Origin of the sequence: Pseudomonas fakonensis (assembly GCF_019139895.1) — a bacterium.
In the GTDB taxonomy this organism is placed as follows: domain Bacteria; phylum Pseudomonadota; class Gammaproteobacteria; order Pseudomonadales; family Pseudomonadaceae; genus Aquipseudomonas; species Aquipseudomonas fakonensis.
Map to the genome: position 1 here is coordinate 4,058,274 of NZ_CP077076.1, position 22,362 is coordinate 4,080,635.

Sequence of the window (22,362 nt, forward strand, 5' to 3'; positions counted from 1 at the left end):
CGCGGTGGTTGGCACCGGCTATGCCGGTGTTCGCGGCTAAAGCCTACAGGGCCGGGCAGCACCTGAGTCAAGCGCCAGGCTTGCAACGCCTCAACGATCCTTGAACTGCGCCTCGCGCTTGGCGATGAACGCCGCCATGCCTTCTTTCTGATCCTCGGTGGCGAACGCTGCATGGAACACCCGGCGCTCGAAGCGCACGCCCTCGCTGAGGGTGACCTCGAATGCGCGGTTGACGCTCTCCTTGACCATCATGCTCACCGGGATCGACTTGGCGGCGATAGTCGCCGCCACCTTCAGCGCCTCTTCCACCAGCTCGGCCTGCGGCACGATGCGCGCCACCAGGCCAGCCCGCTCGGCTTCCTCGGCCCCCATCAGGCGGCCGGTCAGACACAGTTCCATGGCCTTGGCCTTGCCCACCGCGCGGGTCAGACGCTGGGTGCCGCCCATGCCCGGCAACACGCCGAGGTTGACTTCCGGCTGGCCAAATTTCGCGTTGTCGGCGGCGAGGATGAAGTCGCACATCATCGCCAGTTCGCAGCCACCGCCCAGGGCAAAGCCCGACACCGCAGCGATGATCGGCTTGCGCCGGTTGGCGATACGGTCGGCGTCGCGGAACAGGTCGTCGACGTAGATCTGCGGGTACTTGAGCTCGGCCATTTCCTTGATGTCGGCGCCGGCGGCGAAGGCCTTGGCGGAGCCGGTCAGTACCACGCAGCCGATGTTCGGGTCATGCTCGAGCTGGTCCAGGGCCTGATTGATCTCGCCGACGATCTGCGCGTTCAGTGCGTTCAGTGCCTGGGGGCGGTTGAGGGTGATCAGACCGACCTTGCCGTGGATGTCCAGCAGGATGGTTTCGAATGCCATGCAAGTTGCTCCTTCACAGGTTGCGCGCAATGACCATGCGCTGAATGTCGCTGGTACCTTCGTAGATCTGGCACACCCGCACATCGCGGTAGATGCGCTCCAGCGGGAAGTCGCTCAGGTAGCCATAACCGCCGAGGGTCTGCAAGGCATCCGAACAGACCTTCTCGGCCATTTCCGAGGCGAACAGCTTGGCCATCGATGCCTCCACCAGGGCCGGGCGCCCAGCGTCACGCAGGGCCGCGGCGTGCAGCACCATCTGCCGGGCCACGGCAATTTTCGTGGCCATGTCGGCCAGGCGGAAGGCCACCGCCTGATGCTCGATCAGCGGCTTGCCAAAGCTCTGGCGTTCATTGGCATAGTCGCGGGCCACCTCGAACGCGGCGCGGGCCATGCCCACCGCCTGCGAAGCGATACCAATACGCCCGCCTTCGAGGTTGGCCAAGGCGATCTTGTAGCCCTGCCCCTCCTCGCCCAGCCGATTGGCCAGCGGCACCCGCACATTGTCGAAAACGATCTGGCAGGTGTCGGAGGCGTGTTGGCCGAGCTTGTCCTCGACCCGCGCCACCTGATAGCCCGGCGTGTCGGTGGGCACGATGAACGCGCTGATGCCGCGCTTGCCAGCCTCGGGGTCAGTGACCGCGAACACGATCACCACCCCGGCGTTCTGCCCGGAGGTGATGAACTGCTTGCTGCCGTCGAGCAGGTAGTGGTCGCCGTCCCGCCGCGCCCGGGCTTTCAGGCTGCTGGCGTCGGAGCCAGCCTGGGGCTCGGTCAGGGCGAAGGCGCCGAGCATCGCACCCGTGGCCAGCGGGGTAAGGAACTGCTGCTTCTGCGCCTCGCTGCCGAACTTGAGAATCGGCACACAGCCCACCGAATTGTGCACGCTCATGATGGTCGAGCAAGCGCCGTCACCGGCGGCTATCTCTTCCAGGGCCATGGCGTAGGCCACGTAGCCGGTGTCGCTGCCACCGTACTGCTCCGGCACCAGCATGCCGAACAAGCCCAGCTCGGCCATCTCGCCAATGGCCTCCTTGGGGAAGCGATGTTCCTTGTCCCACTGTTCGGCGAAGGGCTTCAAGCGTTCCTGGGCAAACCCGCGTACCGCGTCGGCGATCTGTTGTTGCTCGTCAGTTACCAGCATGCTTCACCTCAATACAGGCATTCGACGGCCATGGCCGTGGCCTCGCCACCGCCGATGCAGATGGCCGCCACGCCATGGCGCAGGTTGTTCTGGCGCAGGGCCGACAGCAGGGTTACCAGAATGCGCGCGCCCGAGGCGCCGATCGGGTGGCCCAGGGCGCAGGCGCCGCCGTGGATATTGACCTTGTCGTGGGGCAGGTCGAGGTGCTTCATGGCCGCCAGGGTGACCACGGCAAACGCTTCGTTGATCTCGAACAGGTCGACCTCGCTCAGCTTCCAGCCGGTGCGTTGCATGAGCTTGTCGATGGCCCCGATCGGCGCCGTCGGGAACAGTGCCGGGGTGTCGGCGAAGGCGGCATGCCCATGGATCACGGCCAGCGGCTTGAGGCCACGCTTGTCGGCTTCGCTACGGCGCATCAGTACCAGGGCCGCAGCGCCGTCGGAGATAGAGCTGGAGTTGGCGGCGGTCACCGTGCCGCCTTCGCGGAAGGCAGGCTTGAGTTGCGGGATCTTGTCCAGGCGTGCCTTGGGCGGCTGTTCGTCGTCCTTGATAAGGCGTTTCTCCTTGCCCTCAGTGACTTCCACCGCAACGATCTCGGCAGCGAAGCGGCCGCTGCTGATTGCCTCCTGCGCACGGGTCAGCGAAGCAATGGCGAAGTTGTCCTGGGCCTCACGGCTGAAGGCACCGTTCTGCGCGCAGTCTTCAGCAAAGGTGCCCATCAGCCGGCCCTTGTCGTAGGCGTCTTCCAGGCCGTCCATGAACATGTGGTCGATGACCTTGCCGTGGCCCATGCGGTAGCCGCCGCGGGCCTTGTCCAGCAGGTACGGGGCGTTGGTCATGCTTTCCATGCCACCTGCAACGATCACATCCGCGCTGCCGGCCAGCAGCTGGTCGTGGGCCAGGATCGCCGCCTGCATGCCCGAGCCGCACATCTTGTTCAGCGTGGTGCAAGTGGCGTGCTTGCCCAGCCCGGCGCCGAGGGCCGCCTGGCGTGCAGGTGCCTGACCTTGCCCGGCTGGCAGCACGCAGCCGAACAGCACTTCATCGACGCTTGCGGCATCGAGGCCGGCGCGCTCCACCGCGGCACGAATCGCCGCGCTGCCCAGCTGCGGCGCACTCAGGCTCTTGAGGTCGCCCTGCAGCCCGCCCATAGGTGTGCGCACGGCGCTGACGATAACGATCGGATCATTGGCGAGGGTCATATTCATTCTCCTTACTTGGCAGCCATGCGCAGCGCGCCGTCGAGGCGGATCACCTCGCCGTTGAGCATGCTGTTCTCGATGATGTGGCGGGCCAGCGCTGCGTATTCCTGCGGGCGGCCCAGCCGCGGCGGGAATGGCACCCCGGCGGACAGCGAAGCGCGTACTTCGTCGGTCATGCCTGCCATCATCGGGGTTTCGAAGATGCCCGGGGCGATGGTCATCACACGGATGCCGAAACGCGCCAGTTCACGAGCGGCCGGCAGGGTCAGGCTGGCGATGGCGCCCTTGGAAGCGGCATAGGCGGCCTGGCCAATTTGGCCATCGTAGGCGGCGATAGAGGCAGTATTGATGATCACCCCGCGCTCACCGCCTTCGTCTGCCGGCCCTTCGGCCATGGCCGCAGCGGCCAGGCGCAGCAGGTTGAAGCTGCCTATCAGGTTGACGCTGATCACCTTGGCGAAGCTGGCCAAGGCATGCGGGCCGTTCTTGCCCAGCACTTTCTCGGCACCGACGATGCCCGCGCAGTTGACCAGCCCGTGCAGGCTGCCGAAAGCGCTGATGGTGGCATCGACCGCCGCCTGGGCGGCCTGCTCGTCGCTGATGTCGGCCACCGCGAAGCGAGCATTGCCGCCCAGCTCAGCGGCCTTGGCTTCGACGGCGGCGCCGTTCAGGTCGACCAGCATGACCTTGGCGCCGGCTTCGATGAGCATCTGCGCGGTGGCGGCGCCCAGGCCCGAGGCCGCGCCGCTGACGATGAAGTGCTTGCTCTGGATGTGCATGTCGGGTTTCCTTCAGGCGCCCGCAGCGATCGGCTGCGCGGCTTGTTGTTTGGCGATTTCCTGGTTGCGCAGGATGAACCGCTGCAGCTTGCCGCTCGGGGTCTTGGGCAGCTCGCTGACGAATTCGATTTCACGCGGGTAGGCGTGGGCGTAGAGGCGCTGGCGCACATGCTGGCGCAGGGTTTCTTCAAGCTGCGGGCTGCCTTCGAAGCCCTGGGCCAGCACCACGAATGCCTTGATCAGCTCGGTGCGTTCCGGGTCGGGCTTGCCGATCACCGCAGCCTCCACCACCGCCGGGTGTTCGATCAGCGCGCTTTCCACATCGAACGGGCCCACGCGGTAGCCGGAGGTGGTGATCACATCGTCGCTGCGGCCGACGAAGCTGATGCTGCCGTCCTGGTTGAGCTCGACGGTGTCGCCGGACAGGTAGTAGCGGCCGACGAACGCCTTGGTCGGTAAATCGTGGTAACCGCCGAACCAGCACAGCGGCGACTGCTCGCGATCGACGGCCAGGATGCCAGGCTGGCCGACGGGCAATTCATTGCCCTGCTCGTCCACTACCACGATGCGATGGCCGAGGATGGCGAAGCCTGCCGAACCCAGGCGCACCGGGTGGCGCAACCCATGGTGGTTGCACAGCACCATGCCCAGCTCGGTCTGGCCGTAATGATCATGGATGGTCACCCCCAGCTTGTCGGCGAACCAGCGGATCACTTCGGGGTTGAGCGGCTCGCCCGCGCTGCTGACCACCCGCAAGCGGCCCTTGATCGGCGCGGCGAACGCGTCACCTGCCGCAATCAGCAGGCGGTAGGCGGTGGGTGACCCGGCCAGGTTGGTGATGCCCAGCTTGTCGATGACCCGCGCACAGCTTTCGACGCTGAACGGCCCATCGTAAAAGGTGGTGGCGTGGCCCAGGGACAACGGCCCGGTGACCGCGTAGTACAGACCATAGGCCCAGCCCGGGTCGGCCAGGTTCCAGAAGTTGTCATCCGGGCGCAGGTCGACGGCGTCACGCAGGTAGCCCTGGAACGCGACAATGGCGCGCAAGGGTACTTCCAGGGGTTTGGCCGGGCCGGTGGTGCCGGAGGTGAACATCAGCAGGAACGGGTCGTCGCCCGTGCGCATGACCGGCTCGCAGTGGGCGCCAGCGGCTTCCAGCGCCTGCTGGAAATCCAGCTCGCCCGCCGCCGCGCCGACCGTAATGATCGCCGGGCAACCTGCCACCTCGTCAAGCTTGTGGCGGTTGTGGCGGTCGGTGATCACCACGCGGGCATGGGACTGTTCAAGACGGTGCTCGATGGCCTTGGGGCCAAAGGCGGTGAACAGCGGCTGGTATACCGCGCCCAGGCGCCAGGTGGCGAGAATCGTCACCAGCAGTTCGGGGGTACGCGGCATCAGCCCGGCCACCCGGTCCCCGGCGCGCACGCCCTGGGCCTTGAGCACATTGGCAAAACGCGCGGCAAGCGCCTGCAACTGCTCGAAGCTGTAACGCCCCCCCTGGCCGTCACGGCCCTCCCACACCAACGCCAGGCGGTTACCACCGGCGTGCCGGTCGCAGCATTCGACACAGGCATTGAGAGCCTCGAGCCGGCCGTGCAGGGCAGCAGCGGCAACATCCTTGTAAGCGAAGGCACGGCTGGCCTCGGCGTAATCACGCATCGTCGGACTCCTGGTTCTTGTTGTTGGAGTACTCCATCGGTCCGACGATGTTCGCGCCGCTCACCCGCCCCGGCAATGGCCAAAGGCGTCAATCTGGATGACCGGTTTGGCCGCTGTTCAGGCCGGACCGCGCTCGCGTCCGTACAGCAACCATGCGGTCAGTTGCTGCACCAGATCCTGGCGTTCGGCGGCATCCTCCACCTGCAGGGCTGCCAGCTCAAGGTCGTAGGCGTCGCCCTGCAGCGTCGCTCGTCGGGCCTGCAGCAGCGCCCTGCGAGGCGCCTGAACCTGCTGCTCCAGTTCATCGAAAGCCGCCGGATGCCGCGCCTCGATGTAACGGCGCCAGAACACGCGCTGGCTGAGGCTGCCCGCCAGGGCGGTGGAGGTCTCGGCATCACGCGCCTCCCGGACGGTCTGTTCGAGCTGAGCCTCGGTGACGCCGGCCAGCTCCTCGTAGTCCATGGTGAGTGGCTGTGCGGGCAGGTTCAGGCGCTGGCGCAAGCGAACCCGATAGAACAGGCCAACCGTCACCTGCTCGAATATCTCGCGTTGCTCGATGCGCCGGCGGATGTCACGCAAAGCTGCCTGTTCGACCCGCTCCAGGCGGAAGAGCCCACGCCCCAGCGTCAACAGCGCCTCCTCATGCTCGTGCAGGGTCATGCGCTCGGCGGCATCCACCCGCGCGCGCAACAGCAGGTCAGCGAACAACGACGCTGCGCCGTTTTCGCAACTCGGCGGCGAGTCCGCGCGGCTGTATAGCTGCTCACGCAGGTCGGCGTTGCCGTCCAGCGCAGCGAGCAACTCCCAGACGCGGGCGGTAAGGTCTTGCCCGTTCGAGCTGAAGTCCTGGGTGTAGCGCATCAGGTCCAGCAACCTGAAAAAGCCGCTGCTGTTCGGCATCGCCTCCAGCGTGGTCCAGCGCAGCAGGCGCTCGTCATAGGCCGCCTCGGTGGTGCTCGGTAGCCAGGCCATGCGGGCACCTGCCGGATCGATGGCGCTCAAGGCCTCAGGCACATGGGTATGTTCCTGAATGGTGTCCAGTGCATACAACCTGCCCAGTGCCGTCCCGCTCAACTCGTTAGCCGATACCAGAAATGCCCGCCGATAGGCGTGCGGCATGCTCAGAACCTCGCTCGGTACCGTCCTCAGCTGGTTCTCGCGCAAGTCGGCGCGCTCGAGAAAACCACACAGCTCGATGCCCGAAGGGAAGGCGCCCAGGCGGCAACCGCGCAGGTTAAGCTCCACCAGGTGCGGCAGCTGGTTGTAACGCATCAGGTAGCTGCCCAGCGGGTTGAAGCTCAGGTCCAGATGAGTCAGGCCCGGCAGCCCGTTCAGCGCCGACAGCGCGCCGGCATCCAGGCGTATCTGGTTCTGTCCCAGGCGCAGACGACGCAACCCGGCCAGGTAAGCGATGCCTGCCGGTACCTGGCGCAAGCGGTTGCGGTTCAGGTTCAGTTCACGCAGGGCGCTGAATGCGCGCAAGAAGTCGGTATGCAGCAGTTGCAGCGGCGTGTCGTTGATGACCAGCGCCGTCACCTGCGAAAAATCGACATGGCCCGGCAGTGCCGGCAAGGTGGTGACCTGCAGGTTGCTCAAGTCCAGGCGCTGCCCATCGCCATCGGCCAGTGGTTCGGCCTGCAGGCGCCACGCCCTGCGCAGGCGTTCGGCCAAGCGTTGGCGGGCGAGCCGGCGCGTCTCGTCGAGCTCGGCACTGACCCAACGGAGCAGGCTGCGATCGAGCTGGCGGTAATCATCTTCGCGCGCTGCCAGCAGCGTATAGGCCGAGCCTTCACCCTGCAGCAGGCGCTCCAACTCGGCTTCCAGCTGCTGTGCGTCCAAACCGGGATACAGCGCCCGCAGTCGCTCGCGCAGCACCCGCCTTGCGCCGCTGTCCTGCAAGGCACCGCCACTGAGCACATAACCGACGCGACCATCTGCCAGGCGCCGCCCCGGGTTGAACCAGCCAGGCCTGGCGGGCCAGCCCAACAGGGTCATGCGCTCGGCCCGGCTGCCCGGCAGTTGCCCGAGCAGCAACCGGCGCAGCGACGCCACCGGCTGCTCTTCACTGACGCCCAGCGCGGCCCGCTGCTGCTGCGACAGCGCCGCAAGCAGCGCCTCGAAGAGGCCGGCCTTGCCGTCCGGCTGCACCTTGAGCAACTCAAGCCGCTCATCCCAGAGGCTGAACGTCGTCCCGGAGCGCACCAGGCGAATGGTCACCGGGTTCTTCACCGTGGCGACCAGGCTGGCGGTTACCTGGCCGAAGCCGACATCGTTGCGCAACTCCAGCTGCAGGTCGCCGGGCTTGCCGGGCAGCCGGTCAAGCAAGGCAAATGCCAGCTTGCCGGTATCATCGGTGTATTCACTGTCCAGGTACAAACCTTCGAGCGCTCGGCTCAGGTTGGCCAGGCGCAACAAGGCCCGCGCCTTGATGGCGACCTGCAGCGGTAACTTCGCTTCGCTGCGGGCCAGGGGCGAGGCGTCCTCGTCAGCATCCAGCACCGCCTCCCGCACATAGGCCTCAGGCAAGCCGGCAAAATCCCGACGCACCAACTGCGCCAGTGGCTGGCCGGGCAACTCGACCTGAGTCAGGTGCTGGAACAGCGATTGGCGCAGGGACGCTTCACGAAGCGTCAGCCACTTGCGCAATGCACCGGCCTCCAGCCCGTGGGTCCCCGGCAAGGCCAGGCACCAGTCCTGGATCGGCCTGTCGTCGTTGACCAGGCCCGGATCCTTGATGCTGTTGAAGAACGCGTCGATCCGCAGGCGTGCTTCAAAGCGGCGAATGGCCTCGCGCAAGTTCACCGGCAACCTGCGATTTTCCACCAGCAGACCGCGCAGCGCATCCCGCTCCATGCCTGCCACGGTCAGCACCTGCGAGGCCTGGGCCGGCGTCCAGCGATGCGAACGCGGCCACAGCTGGTCGAGCATGGCCGGGCCGTCATCCCACTCCAGCGGACGCGCGTGCGCCAGGCGCCAGCCACGTTCGCCATTGCCCAGCAGCGCCGGGCCATAAGCCCCCGTGCGCTGTGGATGGCGCAAGCACCACGGCCCCTCGGCAAGTGGGCGATGAACCGGGTAATAGTGGTCACCGAGCCGCACCCAACGCCGCTCCCCGTCCCCGAACAAACCGTCGTCCTGCAGCACGGCATTCTGTGGCTGCTCGCGATAGACCGTCAGGTCATTGCGCCACAGCCGCTGCGAACCGTCCTCCAGCCTGACCGGCTCCAGGCCATCGACCAGTGCGCTGCGCGCGAAGCCCCGCGCCACGATCGTCGCCCCGCCGGCCAGCGCCGCCGTCACCGCCAGGGTTTCGGCGACCCCCAACAAGTGCTCGAGGGCTTCGTGCTGATGGCCCTGGGTCCAATCCCGTACGCCTTCGTACACCTCGCCAAGGGTTTGCGCCACCAACTGTCCAAGCAGCAATGCACCGATCACCGGCACGAAGAACCCCGCCAGGTTGCGCAGCGTCAGGCCGGCCGCCTCCCAGGCCTGCTGACGCGCTCTGGCGGCCTTTCGGTCAACCTGGGCGCTCGGCACCAGCAGCAGCTGGGCATCCTGCTTGACCCGCTCGATCTGTGCCTTGACCAAGGCATCGAAGATATCGTCACTGGCGACCAGCGCAGGCTCCAGGTCAGGCAGCTTGTCTTTCAGACGGGTATCGAGCTTGTTCAGAAAGGCAGCGCGGCCGGCCAGGCCGATCAACTGGCTGAAATAGTCGCGGTAGGACGGTTGCTTGAGCTCCTTCACCAGCGTCTCGGCCATCTCGCTCAACGAATCGAAGTGACGCAGCGCCTGGGTCGGGTGGCTGGGCAGGTAAAGCACCAGCCCCTTGTACTGCTGGTCGACATCCCTGAACGATACGGTCAATGCATCCGCCACCGGGCAGCCCAGCAGCTTCAACTGCTCGGCAGTACCGCGCAGCGCCGTGGCTGCGTGATCATCACTGGCGTCGATCCAGTGATCCAGGGCGATTTTATGCGCAGCGCCGATCTGCCCCTTGAGGGTTGCGACCTCGATCGCCAACTTCATCGCCGCCTGTTTGTCGGCCTTGAGCAAGGCCTGCGCCTGCGCATCGAACACTTCCTCGAGCTGCTTCTGGTACTTGCCGCCTGCATCCAGCTGATGGCACCTGGCGGCGAGGGTCTGCGCACTGCCCGACAGCACCTGGTAGCTGCCCCTGTCCACCAGGCCTGTACCGAGATGAAAATCGGCACCTTTTTCGAAGTTCTGCATCAACCTGAGCAGGCCGGGTTGGCGATGATAGGCCGGCCCGTAAATCGGCCACTGCGACCCCGCCAAGCGTTCGAACCTGGGCGTGACCAGCAGCCACTCCAGGTCATCCAGCGACTTGCCCTGCGCCAGCAGGTCGGCCAGCGCTGCGGTGAACTGTTGCCGGGCAAAGGTCTGCAACGGAATCAACGACAGGGTCTTGGCCTGTACCTGCGCCTGGCTTTGCTTGTGGGTCTTGAAACGGTCGCGCAGCTTGTTGATCTGCGCCGGCGAGGCCTGCCGGAGCCAGGCCGGTAGACGCTCTGCGATGAAATCATCCGTCGCGCGGGTGATACGGGGGTCCAGATTGCGGGTCATTGCAGCACCTTCATTGAGCCATTGGAACGCGCTAGGCTGAGCGGCCTGAGCGTACCAAGGCAGCAGGAAACGGGCCCGGGCACCCGTAGACAACGGGTGCCGGGCCACGGCCGCACTCAGCCGGCCAACGCCTCGCGAGTCAGGCGCAAGGCCAACGCCTGTTGTGCCGCGCGCCGCTGTGCAGCGACCTGCTCGATGCGCTGGCGGTAAACCTCATCGGTCAGCCCCTGGCCGTCTGCAAGGGCCTCGAGCGCTTGCCAGGATGGCGCCTCGGCTGCCTCGAACTCGGCGGCGTGCTGCCTTTGCAAGTAGCTGACCCAGAAATCACGCTGGCTGATGTACTCGGCCAGCGCAGCCCCGGCTTCCTCAGCCCGCACCTGGTCAGCCACGCTATCGAGCTGCTCCTGGCTGACATCGGCGATCGTGTCGAACTGCATGGTCTGTGGCTGCCCCGGCAAGTTCAGTTCCTGGCGCAGACCAACCCGATAGGCCAGGCTGACCTCGACCTCATCGACCTGATCCCCACTGGCTTGCCTGGCCTCGATATCGGCACGGGCCAGCCGCTCGACCTGGTCCAGGCGAAACAGCCGGCGCGCCAGGTCGAGCAATGCCGGACGCGTGCGCTCGGCCGGCGTGTCACGCAGCAGCCTGAACACCGTAACGCGCACCTCCAGGGTACTGAAGCAGGACGCCACGCTGTCTACGCAGGTTCGTTCACTACCGGCCAGGCTGAAAATATCTGCGCGCAACTCACTGTCCTGGCTGGCGGCCTCGATCACTTGCCAAACCCGCCGACCGAGGTCGGCACGGGCCAGGCGAAAGTCGCTGCTGTCGGTCAGTTCGTGCAGCAACTGGAACACCCCCTCGCTGCCCGACTCCGCGCGCAGCGCATCCCACTGTTCGCCACGCTGCAGCTGCGCCTCTTCGGCCTGTGTCGCCAACCACTGCCCGCGCGCAGTGTCGACTAGGCCACTGCCACCCTCCCTGGCAGGCAACCCATAGGCAGGTCCGGCTTGGGCGAAATCAGGCGCATGCAAGCGTTGGCGCACCGCCACCGGCAGCGGGTTACCCGAGAAGTCCAGGCCTCGGCGGAACTCGAACGGCTGCTCCAGCAACGCCGACGGTACACTGGCGATCTGGTTGTCGCGCAAATCGGCGTACTCGAGAAAGCCACACCACTCAAGGCCCGGCGGTACGCTCAGCAAACCACAGCGGCGCAGGTCGATCTCGCGCAGCCGGGACATCTGGCGAAAGTTCAGGCTTACTGCACCCAGCGGGTTCGTGCTCAAGTCCAGGGTGCGCATCAGTACCAGATTGCGCAAGGCGCGAGCGCCAGAAGTGCTGATGCGAATCTGGTTGCGTGCCAGGCTCAGGCTACGCAGATTGTCCAGCCGGCCGATATCCTCCGGCAGCGCACGCAGCCCGTTGTTGCTCAGGTTCAACCGCCGCAGCTCAGTGAAAGCGCGCAGGAAGTTCTGCGGCAGTTCTTGCAGGTTCAGCCCCACCAGAATGAGATCGGTCACGTGGCTGAAGTCCGCCCCTGGCGGCAGTTCTGGCAGGCTACCGACCGGGATCCCTATGAGGCTCAGGCGCCGCCCTTCGGGCTCACCGATGCCGCCTGGCACCGGGTCGCCTTCAAGGCGCCAACTGCGCCGCAACTGGTTGGCCACCAGCCGACGCTGGTCCTGCCGGGCAACAGCGCGCTCGGCCACCACCCACAGTTGCAAGGCTTCATCCAACTGCTGATAGGCCTGTTCGTGCATCAACAGGCTGGAGAAGGCCGAACGTGGCCGCTGCAGGAGCAAGGCAACGAAGCGGTCGACCTCGGCATCGCTGAAACCGCTGTACAGGGCCCGCACCCGGTCACGCAGCAGCTGCTGGTTAACCACTTGAGCACCGCGCCGACCATTGAGCAGATAACCCGGGCGCCCATCCGCCAGGCGTTGCATAGGGATATGCCAGGGGCGGATCTCACGCAGGCCGACCAGACGCGACAAGGCCTGGTCGCCGGCAGGCAGCCAGGCCCGCAAGGCGGCCAGGACCAACGCGCCCGCATCGTCACCGGTCCAGCCCAGGCGCTGGCGATGGCCTTGCGGCAGGCAAGCGGCCAGCACCTCTGGCAGGCCACCGGGTTCTGCCGGCTCGATCTCTTGCTCACGACCATCCTGGTCGTACAGGCTGAAGCGACCGCTGCGCCTGACCATGATGGTGGTCTGCTGCCCCGCGCCGCTGTCCGGGTGCAGGCGCGCCAACACCCGACCGGCGTCAGAGCCTTCGCGCAGTTCCAGGTTCAGCGAAAACGGCAAACCCGCATTGCGTCGCAACAAGGCAAAGGCGAGCTCGACCGTTTTGGCCCGATAGCTATTGCGCAGGTAAAGCCCTTCGCGCATCCGCACCTGTTGCGCCACGCGCAACAACGAGCGGGCCTGTTCGCCAAGCGCCAGTGGAATACGCGACTCGGCGACCATACGCTCGCGCGCCTCGGCACTGGCCAGTTCCAGCAGGCGCAGCGCATAAGCGTCAGGCAAACCCGGGAAGTCGCGCTTGATCAAGGCCAACTGTGGGTCCTGGCGCAGATACCCTGCGGCAAAGTGGTCAAGCATTGGCTCGCCCAGCGCAAGCGCTTGTTGCTGGATGCTCGCGTACTGCTCCGGCAGGGTCTGGCCATTCAGGGCCAGCTTGTCGATGCTCCATTGCAACAACTCGGTATCCGTCACCTGCCCTTCACCCAACTGCTCGATGAAGGTTTCGATGCGTGCCTGAACGGCAAAGCGCTCGAGGGTGTCGCGCAGGGCCACCGGCAACGGCCTGTTCTCCACCAGCAACCCGCGCAGCAGCGGTTGGTCGGCGCCCGCCACCTTGAGAATATCGCCAATGCGCTGCTCATCGAGGCGCAGCGCCGCAGGCCACAGCCGCCCCAGCAGCAGGCGCTCGCCCTGCCATTCCAAGGGCCGTTCGGTGGACAGCCGCCAAGCGCGCTCGCCGTTGCCCTCCAGGCGTGGCGCATAGCCAGGCTCGCGGGTGGCATGACGCAGTTGCCAGCCGCTGCCTCGCGGGCTGCGAACCACTCGGTAATGAACACCCTCGGCATCGCGCCACCAATGGCTGCGGCCATCGGACAGCAAGCCGTCATCCTGCTCGAGCAGGTTGTCCGGAGGGGAATCGTCGGCATAGTGCGCCAGGTCGTCCGACCACAAGCGCTGGGCACCGTCATCAGCATTCACCGGCACCAGGCCATCGACGAAGGCACTGCGCACCGCGCCGGCTGCCACCACTGTGGTACCGGCCATGACCACGCTCTGCGCCACGTTGAGCAAGTGCTCCAGCGCTTCGTGCTGGTGGCCTTGGCTCCAGTCGTCAATGCCCTCGAAGGTTTCTACCAGGGTTCGGCGAATGAAGTCGGCCAAAAGTACCTCGCCCACGCCCGGTACGAAGAGCGCTGCCAGGTTGAGCAGCACCAGACCGGCCGACTCCAAGGCCTTGAGCCGGGCACTGGAAGCCGCCGCGTCGACCTGGGCAGTGGGCACCGCGAGCAATAGCGCATCATCGCGGATGCGCTGCAGGTGCTGGCTGGCCACGCCATCGAACAGGTCCCCGGTAATCACCGACAGCGAAGCCTGCATGTCGGTCTGCGGGTCTTCGAGGCGCTTGCCCAGGGTAGTCAGGTAGGCCGCCCGGTCAGCCAGCGCGATACGCCGCTGCAGTGCATCGCGGTAGCTGGCCGTGCGCACCTTCACGCCAATGGCAAGGCTCGCCGCGCGCCAATCGGTGTAGTGGCGCAGCGGTTGTTCGCGGTCATCTGGCAGGTACAGGATCACGCCCTTGACCGGCTGGAGCGGCAACGTTGCTCCACCGCCCTCGAACTCCCAACTACCACGCAGCTCGAAGGCCAAGGCACCGTCGACCCGCGCCCCCAGCAGTTTCAGTTCGCCACAGTTGACGCTGGTGCTAGCCGGGTGGCTGATCGCCTGCTTGCCGGTCACCCGCCTGAGCAGCTTGAGGTCGTCCGCCGTCAACTGCCCCTTGATCAGCGCCACCTGCGTGGCCAGTGCCAGTAGCCGGCGGCGATCATCGGCCAGCACCGTTTTGAAACTGCTGTCGAACACCTCATCCAGGTGCTTCTGGTAAAGGCCACCGACATCGAGCTCGCGACACAACGAGACCAGCTTGTCGATCTGCTCCGTCAGGACCTGTTCGCCTGCCTGCCCGGCAGGCAAAACCAGTGCGGTGCCCGGATAGAAGCGTTCGTCTTCCTTGAAATTCTGCATGAAGCGCTGCAGGGCACTGGAGTAAAAGTTGCGAAACTCGGTCCGGTTGAGGGCACGTTCAAAAACCACGTTGCGCGAACGCCACTGGGCCTTGCCCAGGTCAACGTCCTGCCCCACCAGTGTTTTCAACCTGGGTTGCAACAGCGTCTGGGCGAAGGTCACCAGAGGCTGTAGTGGTTCAAGCACCTCACGGACCTGGCGTTGGCTGTCGCGGTGCTCCCGCAAACATCTGCGCAGGGTTTCGAGCTGCTCGGCACTGGCGCCTTTCAACCAGGCGGGCAAGGTTTCACCGATGAAGTCATCGATTGCATGGAGCAGTTTGGGATGGGGCTGGGTAGACGGCGTGACAGTGGGCATGAAGGGTGCTCCCTGAGGTGAATGGGGCACCACGATCAGCCAACCGTCATCACGCCGGCAGCAGGAAAACCGAGCCTGTCAGCCTTGCAGCCCCTGCCTGCCGATCAGCGCCCGATAATGCCCAGGGTTGCAGCCGAACCACTTGCGAAACGCCTTGTAGAACGAGCTGCTGTCGGCGAACCCCAGGCGCTCGGCGATCTCGCCCAGGCCCGGCTCGGTAGCGCTCAGCCAGGCGATCGCCAGCTCCCGCCGCACACTGTCCTTGAGCCCTTGGTAGCTCTGCCCCTCATCGGCCAGGCGGCGGCGCAGGGTCGACGGCGACAGGCACAGCTGACGGGCCAGCTGGTCGGCGTCGGGCCAGCGGGCAGGGTCGAGTGCCAGCAGGTCATTGCGGATGCGCCGGCCCAGACTGGCCGGGTCGCGGTACTTGACCAATATGTTGCCCGGCACTTCGGCAAGAAACCGCTGCAGTTCCTCGACCGAGCGCTTGAGCGGCAAGTCCAGGCAGTCGGCAGCGATGATCATGCGCGTATGCGGGCGCTCGAACTGCAGGTTTTCCGAGAACATCACCCGGTAGTCGTCGCAAAACGGCGGCTCGGCGCAGCGCAGGTCGATGGCCAGGATCGGGATGCGCCGCCCGGCCAGCCAGCAGGCCACGCCATGCACGATCATCCAGAAGGTGAAGTAGGTGAAGGCCCGGCGCGTTGCATCGCGCGGTTCGTTGATGACGATCTCGGCCAGGCCCGGCTGGCGCACCAGGCTGGGCTGCAGGTCTTCGAGCATCAGCCCGAGAAAATCCAGCACGCACCGCAACCCGTCGGCCAGGGTTGGCTGCATCATGGCGGCACGGCACACAAAGGCCAGGCTGCCGCTGCGCAGGCCACGCGGGTCCATGGCGAAGAACTCGTCGTTGCAGCGCCGCGCCAGCAGGCGCCACAGGCGTGCGTAGGCGTCGGCCCCGACCCGTGCCTCGGGTAGCCGCAACTGCGTGGCATCGATACCGGCCTGGGCCAGCACGGCATCCACCGCGTCACTCGGGCAGCTTTGCAACAGCGCTTCACGCACCAGTTGCATGGAGATGGTGTCTTTTTCGCTCATCAAAGGTTTCCGCTCACTGCAGCAGCACACGCCCTGTAGGAGCCGGCTTGCCGGCGATGGGGCCAGCGCATCTTAGGCCCCTCAAACACCGGCAGCCAACCCCAGAAACGCCTGGATCAAGCGCAGTTCCCGGCGCCGCTCCAGGCACCCGAGCATATGCTGGTTGACCAGCCCCGCCCCACTCAGCGGCCGCGCCACCACCCGCGGGTCGTGGGCCACCTCGGTAGACGACACCACGCCAATGCCCAACTGCGCCGCCACCGCCTCGGTGACCGCCTCGCGGCTGCCCAATTCCAGCAGTACCCGCGGCTGAATGCCTGCTCCGGCGCAGGCCTTGTCGAAGGTGCGCCGGGTGGTGGAACTGGGTTCGCGCAGCACCATGATCTGCTTGTCCAGCGCGGCCAGCGGCAGGTCCTCAGCGGCCTCGGCCCAGGCATGCCCCAGCGGCAGCAAGGCGCACAATCGCGACTCACAAAGGCTCTGCAAATGCAGCCCCTTGCGCGGCTCGATCTCGGTCAGCACCGCCACGTCGGCATGCTCGCCCAGCAGCGCGGCCAGGGTTTCCTGGGCGTTGCCCAGGCGCAGGTTGACGGTAATGCCCGGGTAGCGCTCGCGCAGCAGCGCCAGCATCGGCATCACCCGGTGCGGGCCGTCGGCGGCCACCTCCAGGCGCCCGGTGAGCAACTGGCTGTTGGCCTCGAGCATCGCCTGGGCCTCTTCCGCCAGCCCGAACATGGCCCGGGTGATCGCCGCCAGGCGCGTGCCCTCCTCGGTCAACTCCACCCGCCGTGCGGTACGCCGCAGCAAGGTGATCTGGTAGTGCTCCTCCAGCGCCTTGACGTGCCCGGTCACCGCCGGCTGGCTGATGAACAGGCGCTCGGCAGCACGGGTGAAGCTGCCCTCGCGGGCGACGGCATCGAAGGCTCGGAGCTGGAACAGGTTCATATCTATCGGCCTGACTTATGGCTGGCATATCTACAAACAATTTGATTGATAGTTCGGCCAATTGCAACCTAGCCCCCATAGTTTTCCAGCCCAGCCCACTGCCTGTGAGGAACCACGCAATGAGCAACGCCCCGATCCTGCTGACCCCCGGCCCCCTGACCACTTCGCTGCGCACCCGCCAGGCCATGCTCGTGGACTGGGGCTCCTGGGACCGCGACTTCAACCAGCTGACTGCCAGCGTGTGCGAGCAGTTGCTGGCGATCCTCGACGGCGCCGCCAGCCACCACTGCGTGCCCCTGCAGGGCAGCGGCACCTTCGCCGTCGAGGCGGCCATCGGCACCCTGGTGCCGCGTGACGGCAAGGTGCTGGTACTGATCAACGGCGCCTACGGCCAGCGCCTGGCGAAGATCTGCAAGGTACTGGGCCGCGCTTACAGCACCTTCGAAACCGCCGAAGACCAACCCACCACCGCCGAAGACGTCGACCGTCTGCTGGCCGCCGACCCAAGCGTTACCCACGTGGCGCTGATTCACTGCGAAACCAGCACCGGTATCCTCAACCCGCTGGCCGAGATCGCCCAGGTGATCCAGCGCTACGGCAAACGCCTGATCATCGACGCCATGAGCTCATTCGGCGCGTTGCCCATCGATGCCCGGCAAATCCCATTCGAGGCGCTGATCGCCGCCTCCGGCAAGTGCCTGGAAGGCGTACCGGGCATGGGCTTCGTGTTCGCCGAAAAAACCGCCCTGGTCGCCGCCGAAGGCAACGCCCATTCGCTCGCCATGGACCTGCACGACCAGCACGCCTATATGGCCAAGACCGGCCAGTGGCGCTTCACCCCGCCCACCCACGTGGTCGCCGCCCTGCACGAAGCGCTGCGGCAATACAACGAGGAAGGCGGCCTGCCGGCCCGTCACCAGCGCTACGCCGACAACTGCAAGACCCTGCTCGAGGGCATGGCCAAAATCGGCCTCAAAAGCTTCCTGCCCGCCGCCATCCAGGCACCGATCATCGTCACCTTCCACGCCCCCAACGATACCCGTTACCAGTTCAAGGACTTCTACGAGCGGGTCAAAGCCAAGGGTTTCATCCTCTACCCCGGCAAGCTGACTCAGGTCGAGACCTTCCGCGTCGGCTGCATCGGCGTGGTTGGCGCGGCCGGCATGCAGGCCGCCGTCGACGCCGTGGCCGAGGTGCTGCGGGAAATGGAAGTGCTGGACATCTGACCCTCTGCCCACCCAATTCAAGGAAATTGCGCATATGAACTACAGCAACCCCACCCAGCTGCAAGCCGCCATCCTCGACTGGGCCGGCACCGTGGTCGACTTCGGCTCGTTCGCCCCCACGCAGATTTTCGTCGAGGCCTTCGCCGAATTCGACGTGCAGGTGTCCATCGAAGAGGCCCGCGGCCCGATGGGCATGGGCAAGTGGGACCATATCCGCACCCTGTGCGACGTGCCGGTGATCGCCGAGCGCTACCGCAAGGTGTTTGGCCGCACGCCTACCGACGCTGACGTCACCGCCATCTATGAACGCTTCATGCCCCTGCAGATCGAGAAGATCGCCGTGCACTCGGCGCTGATCCCCGGCGCTCTGGACACCCTCACTGGGCTGCGCAAGGGCGGGCTGAAGATCGGCTCGTGCTCGGGCTACCCCAAGGTGGTGATGGACAAGGTGGTGGCGCTGGCTGCGCAAAACGGCTATGTGGCCGACCACGTGGTGGCCACCGACGAAACCCCGAACGGGCGCCCGTGGCCGGCCCAGGCCCTGGCCAACGTGATCGCCCTGGGCATCGATGACGTGGCCGCCTGCGTGAAGGTGGACGACACCGTGCCGGGCATTCTCGAAGGCCGCCATGCCGGCATGTGGACCGTGGCGCTGGTGTGCTCGGGCAACGCCCTGGGGCTGACCTGGGAAGAATACCGTGCGCTGGGCGCCGAGAAGCTCGAGAGCGAGCGTCAGCGCATTCACCAGCTGTTTGCCGGTTCCCGCCCGCACTACCTGATCGACACCATCAACGAACTGCCCGAGGTGATTGCCGATATCAACCGGCGGCTGGCCAAGGGCCAGATGCCGCAGGCGTTCTGACAGGTCGGCGTCGCCTTCTTCGCGGGTAAACCCGCTCCAACAGGGATATCACTGCCGATTAAACCAGTGATCCCCCTGTGGCAGCGGGTTTACCCGCGAATGGCCATACGTGCAATGTCAGACCGAGCGGTTCAGCTTCACCCAGGAGGCAAATTTGTCGATGAACGCCTGCAGGAACGGCCGGGTCTTGTCGTTCAGCTTGCCGCCCTCATCGAACAACGACGCCGCCCCGCCGATATACGCCTCGGGCATCTGCATGCAGGGCATGTCGAGAAACACCAGCGACTGGCGCACCGCATGGTTGGCACCAAAACCGCCGATCGCCCCCGGCGACACGCTGACCACCGCCGTCGGCTTGCCGCTCCAGGCGCTCTGCCCGTATGGCCGCGAGCCCACATCGATGGCGTTTTTCAGGCAGCCCGGTACCGAACGGTTGTACTCCGGGGTGACGAACAGCACCGCGTCGCTGCGCCGGATCTCTTCACGAAAGCGCTTCCAGCTGTCCGGTGCCCCCTCGGCCTCGACGTCTTCGTTGTACAACGGCAGGTCACCGATTTCGACGATTTTCAGGGCGAGGCTGGACGACGCCAGCTCGGACAAGGCGCGGGCCACCTTGCGGTTGTAGGAGTCCTTGCGCAAACTGCCGACGACAACCGCTACCGAATAGACCTGGCTCATGGCGTGTAAGTCCTGTGTGGGGAATGGAACCTGAACAGTTATAGATGACCGTTCCTCGGCCCTTAGGTTTTTTTCCACCCAGCAGAAAACTTCCCAAGCGTTTCGCTGGTCTATGCCTACAGACATTTCCTACACGTTTCAGAGGGTTCCACCCAAAATGGCAGCAGTAATGGTCGGCCAGTTCCACGCCCGCGACGCCGAAGGCCGTATCTACCCCGTGCACGAATTCCAGGAGTCCACCCTCCAGGCCGACGGTAGCACCCAGGGTGCGCCGATCACCACCTACCGCCTGGCCATCGGCGACCGGGTCAACTACCTGGGCGAGGACCGCTTCGAGCTGGCCCAGACCGGCGTCGAGATCATTCGCATTCCTTGATGCAGTCCACCGTGTAGGCCTGCCCTTCGCGCTGCAGGCCATGCACATCGGCAACAAAACCCGGAAAGCCCTCATCGAAGGCTCGGGCAAAGGCCAGGTAGTCGAGGATCGAGCGGGTCGCCTCGGTAAAACGCTCCCCCGGCATGATCAACGGGATTCCCGGCGGGTACGGCACCAGCATCACCGCCGCCACCCGGCCCAGCAGCTCCCCGATCGGCACCGCTTCCACCTCCCCCCGCACCATCTGGTCATAGGCCCGCGCCGGGCTCATGGCGACCTCCGGTAATTTGGTGAACAGCCGCTTCAGCTGCTTGGCTGTGGCATTGCTGCGGTAGCAGGCGTGCAACTGCTCGCACAGTTCGCGCAGGCCCAGGCCCTTGTAGCGCGCCGGCTGCTCGGCCACCACGCTGGGCAGGCACGCATTGAGCAGCGTATTGGCGTCATAGTGGCGCTTGAACTCCAGCAACTCGGTGAGCAGGGTGCTCCACTTGCCCTTGGTGATGCCCATCGAGAACAGCACCAGAAAGCTGTACAGCCCGGTTTTTTCCACCACCAACCCGCGCTCCCAAAGAAACTTGCCCACCACCGCTGCCGGGATGCCGTGCTCGTCCAGCACGCCGCCGGCGCTCAGCCCCGGCATCACCAGGGTGACCTTGAGCGGGTCGAGCAACACGTAGCCATCGGCCAATTCGCCAAAGCCATGCCACTCGGCGCCCGGCTGCAACAGCCAGTCCTGCGCCGCCAGGCGGTGGATGCCTTCGGCCTGGGGCGGCTGCCAGATGCTGAACCACCAGTCGTCGGCAGCGATGTGCTGGCGCAGGTTGGCCAGTGCCCGGCGAAAGCTCAGGGCCTCATCGAACATCTCCTGCAGCAGCGAGCGCCCGGCCGGGCCCTCCATCATGCTCGAGGCCACGTCCAGCGAGGCGAGGATGCTGTACTGCGGCGAGGTGGAGATATGCATCATGAAGGCTTCGTTGAAGCGGTCGCGGTCCAGCTGGCGGGTGGCGCCGTCCTGCACATGGATCATCGACGCCTGGCTGAACGCCGCCAGCAGCTTGTGGGTGGAGTGGGTGCTGAACAGCAGCGGGCCGTCATCGGCCCGCGCCGTGCCCATGGCGTAGCGCCCGGCGAAGAAGTCGTGGAAGGCCGCATAGGCGAACCAGGCCTCGTCGAAGTGCAGCACCTCGACGCTGGCGCCGAGCAGTTGCTTGATCATCCCGGCGTGGTAGCACAGGCCGTCGTAGGTGGAGTTGGTGACCACCGCCAGGCGAATCTTGGCCGGGCGGCCGTTGGCCAGCGGGTGCGCGGCGATTTTCGCGCGGACCGACTCGGGGCTGAACTCGCTGAGCGGGATCGGCCCGATGATGCCCAGCTCGTTGCGCTCCGGGCACAGGTAAATGGGGATGGCGCCGGTCATGATGATGGCGTGCACCACCGACTTGTGGCAGTTGCGATCCACCAGCACCAGGTCGTCGCGCCCGACCATGGCGTGCCAGACGATCTTGTTGGCGGTGGAAGTGCCGTTGATGACGAAGAAGGTGTGGTCGGCGCCGAAGTTGCGCGCCGCCCGCGCCTCGGCTTCGGCCAGGGGCCCGGTGTGGTCGAGCAGCGAACCCAGCTCGGGCACCGATACCGACAAGTCCGAGCGCAGGGTGTTTTCGCCGAAAAACTGGTGAAACGCCTGCCCAACCGGGCTTTTGCGATAGGCCACGCCGCCACCGTGGCCGGGGGTGTGCCAGGAATAGTTGGATTGCGCGGTGTGCTGCACCAGGGCCTTGAAGAACGGCGGCAGCAGGCCGTCCAGGTAGTTGTGCGCCGCCCGCGCCACCTGTCGGGCCAGAAACGGTACGGTGTCTTCGAACAGGTAGAGGATGCCGCGCAGCTGGTTGAGCTCGCCCATGGCCTCGGCCGGGGCGTTTTCCAAGGTCACCTGCTCGCCCAAGGCGAAAATCGGCAGGTTGGGCGCACGCAGGCGGGCCAGGCCGATCAGTTCGGCCATGTTCTGCAGCAGGTGGTGGTTGTCGCCGACGCCTTCGGCGGCAATCAACATGCAGGCCAGGCCATGGTGGGTGGCCGCGACCAGCCGCGCCTCGGCGTGGTCGGCGGCGGCGAGGATGGCAAAGCCGTCCTGGGCCAGCTCGGCGGCGATGCCGCGCACCCGCTCGCCGGCCACGCTGTCGGCCTTGATCGCCCGATGGACGATGAGGATGGGGAACTTGAGGTCCTTGTACATCGGGCGGCTACCTCCACAGGGGCAATAGCCACAGTGTAGGAGCCGGCTTGCCGGCGATGCGCTGTTGAAGGCAAATGCCTTGTACTG

General features: G+C 65.8%; 14 protein-coding genes. 3 read left to right on the forward strand and 11 right to left on the reverse strand.

Features of this window, described 5'->3' with window-relative positions:
* Window positions 1–90 precede the first annotated feature (90 nt).
* From KSS94_RS17835 to KSS94_RS17875, 9 genes are all read right to left on the reverse strand, one after another.
* A complete protein-coding gene (locus KSS94_RS17835) occupies window positions 91–864 on the reverse strand; it encodes an enoyl-CoA hydratase (RefSeq protein WP_217839403.1) in 774 nt (257 codons plus the stop codon).
* A 13-nt stretch (window positions 865–877) separates the two neighbouring features.
* A complete protein-coding gene (locus KSS94_RS17840) occupies window positions 878–2,005 on the reverse strand; it encodes an acyl-CoA dehydrogenase (protein WP_217839404.1) in 1,128 nt (375 codons plus the stop codon).
* 8 nt (window positions 2,006–2,013) lie between these two features.
* Window positions 2,014–3,207 (reverse strand): acetyl-CoA C-acyltransferase, encoded by a 1,194-nt coding sequence (locus KSS94_RS17845; protein ID WP_217839405.1) that lies wholly within the window; start codon window positions 3,205–3,207, stop codon window positions 2,014–2,016.
* An 11-nt stretch (window positions 3,208–3,218) separates the two neighbouring features.
* A complete protein-coding gene (locus tag KSS94_RS17850) occupies window positions 3,219–3,986 on the reverse strand; it encodes an SDR family NAD(P)-dependent oxidoreductase (protein ID WP_217839406.1) in 768 nt (255 codons plus the stop codon).
* A 12-nt stretch (window positions 3,987–3,998) separates the two neighbouring features.
* On the reverse strand, window positions 3,999–5,645 hold the full coding sequence (locus KSS94_RS17855) for an AMP-binding protein (protein ID WP_217839407.1): 1,647 nt from the start codon (window positions 5,643–5,645) through the stop codon (window positions 3,999–4,001).
* Window positions 5,646–5,762: 117 nt separating this feature from the next.
* The gene (locus KSS94_RS17860; protein WP_217839408.1) at window positions 5,763–10,232 is read right to left on the reverse strand and encodes an NEL-type E3 ubiquitin ligase domain-containing protein; all 4,470 of its coding nucleotides are present in this window, start codon (window positions 10,230–10,232) and stop codon (window positions 5,763–5,765) included.
* Between the two features lie 116 nt (window positions 10,233–10,348).
* On the reverse strand, window positions 10,349–14,857 hold the full coding sequence (locus tag KSS94_RS17865; protein ID WP_217839409.1) for an NEL-type E3 ubiquitin ligase domain-containing protein: 4,509 nt from the start codon (window positions 14,855–14,857) through the stop codon (window positions 10,349–10,351).
* A gap of 78 nt (window positions 14,858–14,935) precedes the next feature.
* On the reverse strand, window positions 14,936–15,955 hold the full coding sequence (locus KSS94_RS17870) for an AraC family transcriptional regulator (protein ID WP_217839410.1): 1,020 nt from the start codon (window positions 15,953–15,955) through the stop codon (window positions 14,936–14,938).
* A gap of 81 nt (window positions 15,956–16,036) precedes the next feature.
* Window positions 16,037–16,900, reverse strand: coding sequence for a LysR substrate-binding domain-containing protein (locus KSS94_RS17875; protein ID WP_217839411.1), 864 nt, complete (start codon window positions 16,898–16,900; stop codon window positions 16,037–16,039).
* A 119-nt stretch (window positions 16,901–17,019) separates the two neighbouring features.
* Here KSS94_RS17875 and KSS94_RS17880 point away from each other — a divergent pair, with 119 nt between their 5' ends.
* A complete protein-coding gene (locus KSS94_RS17880; protein ID WP_217839412.1) occupies window positions 17,020–18,126 on the forward strand; it encodes a 2-aminoethylphosphonate--pyruvate transaminase in 1,107 nt (368 codons plus the stop codon).
* Window positions 18,127–18,160: 34 nt separating this feature from the next.
* Window positions 18,161–18,988: a phosphonoacetaldehyde hydrolase gene (gene phnX, locus KSS94_RS17885; protein ID WP_217839413.1), complete on the forward strand. Its 828-nt coding sequence runs from the start codon at window positions 18,161–18,163 to the stop codon at window positions 18,986–18,988.
* Window positions 18,989–19,105: 117 nt separating this feature from the next.
* Here phnX and KSS94_RS17890 read toward each other — a convergent pair whose 3' ends face one another.
* Window positions 19,106–19,666 carry an NADPH-dependent FMN reductase gene (locus tag KSS94_RS17890; protein WP_217839414.1) on the reverse strand — a complete coding sequence of 187 codons (561 nt, stop codon included), beginning with the start codon at window positions 19,664–19,666 and terminating at the stop codon, window positions 19,106–19,108.
* A gap of 157 nt (window positions 19,667–19,823) precedes the next feature.
* On the opposite strand from KSS94_RS17890, the gene KSS94_RS17895 reads away from it, so the two are divergent.
* Window positions 19,824–20,042, forward strand: coding sequence for a hypothetical protein (locus KSS94_RS17895; protein ID WP_217839415.1), 219 nt, complete (start codon window positions 19,824–19,826; stop codon window positions 20,040–20,042).
* Here KSS94_RS17895 and KSS94_RS17900 read toward each other — a convergent pair.
* On the reverse strand, window positions 20,026–22,275 hold the full coding sequence (locus tag KSS94_RS17900) for an Orn/Lys/Arg family decarboxylase (protein ID WP_217839416.1): 2,250 nt from the start codon (window positions 22,273–22,275) through the stop codon (window positions 20,026–20,028). The genes KSS94_RS17895 and KSS94_RS17900 overlap by 17 nt on opposite strands.
* Window positions 22,276–22,362 lie beyond the last annotated feature (87 nt).

What these genes read in the sequence shown, in the direction of transcription:
- KSS94_RS17835 (WP_217839403.1), bottom strand. Translation starts at nt 864, where the DNA reads ATGGCATTCGAAACCATCCTGCTGGACATCCACGGCAAGGTCGGTCTG.
- KSS94_RS17840 (WP_217839404.1), bottom strand. Translation starts at nt 2,005, where the DNA reads ATGCTGGTAACTGACGAGCAACAACAGATCGCCGACGCGGTACGCGGG.
- KSS94_RS17845 (WP_217839405.1), bottom strand. Translation starts at nt 3,207, where the DNA reads ATGACCCTCGCCAATGATCCGATCGTTATCGTCAGCGCCGTGCGCACA.
- KSS94_RS17850 (WP_217839406.1), bottom strand. Translation starts at nt 3,986, where the DNA reads ATGCACATCCAGAGCAAGCACTTCATCGTCAGCGGCGCGGCCTCGGGC.
- KSS94_RS17855 (WP_217839407.1), bottom strand. Translation starts at nt 5,645, where the DNA reads ATGCGTGATTACGCCGAGGCCAGCCGTGCCTTCGCTTACAAGGATGTT.
- KSS94_RS17860 (WP_217839408.1), bottom strand. Translation starts at nt 10,232, where the DNA reads ATGACCCGCAATCTGGACCCCCGTATCACCCGCGCGACGGATGATTTC.
- KSS94_RS17865 (WP_217839409.1), bottom strand. Translation starts at nt 14,857, where the DNA reads ATGCCCACTGTCACGCCGTCTACCCAGCCCCATCCCAAACTGCTCCAT.
- KSS94_RS17870 (WP_217839410.1), bottom strand. Translation starts at nt 15,955, where the DNA reads ATGAGCGAAAAAGACACCATCTCCATGCAACTGGTGCGTGAAGCGCTG.
- KSS94_RS17875 (WP_217839411.1), bottom strand. Translation starts at nt 16,900, where the DNA reads ATGAACCTGTTCCAGCTCCGAGCCTTCGATGCCGTCGCCCGCGAGGGC.
- KSS94_RS17880 (WP_217839412.1), top strand. Translation starts at nt 17,020, where the DNA reads ATGAGCAACGCCCCGATCCTGCTGACCCCCGGCCCCCTGACCACTTCG.
- phnX (WP_217839413.1), top strand. Translation starts at nt 18,161, where the DNA reads ATGAACTACAGCAACCCCACCCAGCTGCAAGCCGCCATCCTCGACTGG.
- KSS94_RS17890 (WP_217839414.1), bottom strand. Translation starts at nt 19,666, where the DNA reads ATGAGCCAGGTCTATTCGGTAGCGGTTGTCGTCGGCAGTTTGCGCAAG.
- KSS94_RS17895 (WP_217839415.1), top strand. Translation starts at nt 19,824, where the DNA reads ATGGCAGCAGTAATGGTCGGCCAGTTCCACGCCCGCGACGCCGAAGGC.
- KSS94_RS17900 (WP_217839416.1), bottom strand. Translation starts at nt 22,275, where the DNA reads ATGTACAAGGACCTCAAGTTCCCCATCCTCATCGTCCATCGGGCGATC.